The sequence below is a fragment of the Burkholderia sp. Ac-20379 genome (assembly GCF_017104645.1).
Classification (GTDB): Bacteria; Pseudomonadota; Gammaproteobacteria; order Burkholderiales; family Burkholderiaceae; genus Burkholderia.
This window is the reverse complement of record NZ_JAAGPF010000509.1, coordinates 1-3,247: the sequence shown is the minus strand read 5'-3', so window position 1 is coordinate 3,247 and position 3,247 is coordinate 1. Positions and strand designations below refer to the sequence as shown.

The 3,247-nt window shown below is 67.9% G+C and carries 3 protein-coding genes; 1 reads left to right on the top strand and 2 read right to left on the bottom strand.

Going from position 1 to position 3,247, the window contains the following annotated elements:
* Nucleotides 1-183: 183 nt before the first annotated feature.
* Together G3N92_RS32075 and G3N92_RS32070 are read right to left on the bottom strand one after the other, a co-directional pair.
* On the bottom strand, nucleotides 184-1,992 hold the full coding sequence (locus G3N92_RS32075) for a peptidase S10 (RefSeq protein ID WP_206131552.1): 1,809 nt from the start codon (nucleotides 1,990-1,992) through the stop codon (nucleotides 184-186).
* 473 nt (nucleotides 1,993-2,465) lie between these two features.
* Nucleotides 2,466-2,786 carry a hypothetical protein gene (locus tag G3N92_RS32070; RefSeq protein ID WP_206131551.1) on the bottom strand — a complete coding sequence of 107 codons (321 nt, stop codon included), beginning with the start codon at nucleotides 2,784-2,786 and terminating at the stop codon, nucleotides 2,466-2,468.
* Nucleotides 2,787-2,969: 183 nt separating this feature from the next.
* Here G3N92_RS32070 and G3N92_RS32065 point away from each other — a divergent pair.
* Nucleotides 2,970-3,247 (top strand): hypothetical protein (locus G3N92_RS32065; protein ID WP_206131550.1); only part of this gene is annotated, 278 nt, incomplete at its 3' end.

Sequence of the window (3,247 nt, the reverse complement as noted above, 5' to 3'; positions counted from 1 at the left end):
AGCGGCGCCGGCGTGGAGACGGCCTGTTGTGCGGCCACGGCGGCCGGGCTGGCGGCCAGCGCCAGCGCAACCGGCGCGGCGAGCAGAGCGGCGCGGGCCAGCGCCGCGAATGACAGGCCGGTCGGGATCGGATGCGGACGGATCATGGCGTTGCTCGTCGAGTCGTCGAAGAAAGGGGCGGCATCAGCGGGCCGCGAGCGCAGTATTCGCGGTTCGCACGTTGGCCGGGCTCTGGTCGGGCCAGGGCGCGGGCAATTGCGCGAGCGACAGCGCGTTCGCGATCGGCCGGTTCGCGAAAAACGCGCCCAGATCGGCGCGCAGGCGGGGCCGCGCGTCGTTGTCCAGATAGATCATGTGGCCGCCGGGGTAGAACGTCATCTGCAGGTTAGGCGCGAGGCCGGACACGGTCTGCAGCCGCGCGAGCTGGTTCTCGGTCAGGAAGTAGGGCGTGGCCAGATCGTGATAGCCATTGGCCGACAGCACCTTCAACTGCGGGTTGAGCTGGAGCGCGGCGAGCAGATCGGGGATCGTGTCCGGCACGGCCTGCCCGGCGTGGCTGAAATCCCAGCCGTTGATGACGGCGTTGTTCAGCGTCGCATAGGTGGCGTTCGGCGCCTGGTAGCCGAGCTCGTTCGGCAATTGCGAGGCCAGCACGGTGGTGAACGGCTGCGAGATCAGGATGTCGGACGGATCCGAATCCGTCTGCAGGCGCGGGTCGCCGCTCGGCAGGATCACGCGGCCGTCGTAGCGGCCGATGGTCGAGCCGGGCACCAGCGCGCGGCCATAGTACTTCCCGCCGAAATACGCGCTCAGCGCGGCGAACGACAGGCTGGTCTGCGTCGACCATTGCGACAGCGTGTTGATGTCGGGGTAGGCCGCCGTTGGCACGAGCGCGGTGCCGGCGAAGAAGAAGCTCGGCCCGTATTGCGCGAGTTGCGCGTACTGGGCGGTCGCGAACGCCTGCATCTGCGCGGCGAGCTGCGCCGCGCCGGCCGGCGCGGGCGAAACCTGGTTGAAATAGGCAGCCACCTGCGCGTAGCCGAGGAAATAGCCGATCATCCCGTCGGTCGCGGCCTTTAGCGCCAGCGCTGCGCCGGCCGAGCTGCTCCCGGCGATCGCGTAGGTTTGGCTGGGATCCGCGAAGTAGTTGAGGATCGACGATTGCAGCACGATGCCGCTCAGGTTCACGCCGGCCGATTCGAGCGCCAGCGCCAGCATGTTGGTGCGCGGCGTGCCGTACGACTCGCCGTAGAGATAGAGCGGCGCATCGGCGCGCTTGTTGACGGCGAGGTAGCGGCGAATGAAATCGCGCATCACGGCCACGTCCGGATCGGCGCCCCAGAACGTCTGGTTGGTGTTCGGCGCGATCGCTTCCGAGAAGCCGGTGCCGGGCGGGTCGATGAACACCATGTCGGTGGTGTCGATCAGGCTGTCGTCGTTGCTGACCAGCGGGAAGTTCGGCCAGTTGGTCATCAGCGGATCGGGCGTGACCACGCGGGTGGGCGCGAACGCGCCGAGCCGCAGCCATACGGACGACGAGCCCGGGCCGCCGTTGTAGAAGAACGTGACGGGGCGCGGCTGGCCGTCCTGGCTCGGCGCGGTATAGGCGACGTAGGACAGGCTGGCCTCGGGCGTGCCGTCCGGGGCCAGCGCGCTCAAATGGCCGGTGGTCGACGTGTAGCTGACGGTTTTGCCGTTGCCCGTCCACTGGCGGTGCATGACCGCCGCCGATTCGTTGACCTGCCACGGGCTCAGGCTGGCGCTCGCGCTCGTGGAATAGGCGGTGTCGTCGATCACGGCCTGGTTCGAAATGGCGCCGAGCGCGCTCGGGCTGCCGCCGCTGTCGTCTCCCCCGCAGGCCGCGAGCGCCAGCGCCGCACCCGCCAGGATGCCTGCCCCGGCCAGCCGGAGCGCACGCGTTGCGTTGCCCGCTTGCGGTTTCGATACCCGTTCCGACGTGTTGCCCCGTCCCGCTGATTCTCTCGCTTTCATCCTTGTTCCCTTGCCGGAATGTCGAAGCAATTCGGACTTTTATTAGCCGATATTACGATGGATTTATTGTTTTTCTTGTTAACGGCGGGATTGGCGAGGAATCGAGAGGCGAAAGGAAAAATAGTGTTGGCAATCGAAATTTGAAAAGGGGCGTATGGATTTTTATCGGGGCATCGGGGTATGACGGGAAAGGGAAAACCCGGGTATTCAAGGTGCGGACGATTAACCGGATTCAGGTAGGCGCACGCGGGATGGGCGCAAGGCAAGAACCGGAACAGACGCAGGCGCAGGCGGGCGCAATGGAGTTAACGCCCAAGCTTGGGGTAATTGAACCGAATGGATAATCGGTTCGGATTGAATCGGCCGCTAACTGCCGATTTACATGCTTTCAAATCGATTGTGTCGGCCGGCCGCGCGCAGCCGGCCGGTCGGCGCACGGCGCGCTGCCGCGCCGAATCGCACCGCGCCGAACCTCAATCGCGGTGCAGCCGCTGCAGATAATGCTCGCAGCGTGCGCGCAGCGCTTCCATCTGCGGCGAGCCTTCGTCGGCGAGCAGGCCGTCGGCGAGGCCGGGGCCGTTGCCCGACGTGGCCACGTCGTAGATCTCGTTGGCCAGGCCGCGCGCGGCCATCGCGATGCGGATCCGGTCGAGCCACTCGCACTCCACGCGATGGCTGGCCAGCCACAGACGGGTGGCGGCCACCACGCGGTCGGACGGCATCCAGCGCCCGGTCTGGATGCGTGCGACCAGTTGGCTCGTCACGAGGTAACGGAGCAGATCCACTTGAGTCACGCGTGATTCCTCCATGCTTGGCCGGGGCGGGCGGCGTGCCGGCCCCGCACGCCGCGCCGGCCGGGATCGGCGGGGATGCGGCGGCGTGTCCGCTTTTCTCCAGCAACCGCCATGCCAGCCGGGTGCGCCGCGCGGGGCACGGGTCTTGCGCGCGCCTCCGGTTCTTCCAACGACGGAGGTCTTATGCAACACGATCCGACACGACCAGTGTGGCGCGCGCTTGCCATGGGCGCGCTGTGTGCGGGGCTGCTCGCGGCGGCCGGCTGTTCGAAGCAGAGCGACAGCGGCAGCGCAGGCAGTGCGGCCAGCTCGCCAGCCGCGTCGAGCGACGCGTCGCAATCGGGCGCGGCCAGCGGCGTCTCGCCGGCGCCGATGGCGCCGCCGGCGGCGGCCTCCGATTCAGCCTCCAATCCGGCAGGCGCCTCCGATGCATCGGGGGCGGCCGGTGCGGCGCCGGCCTA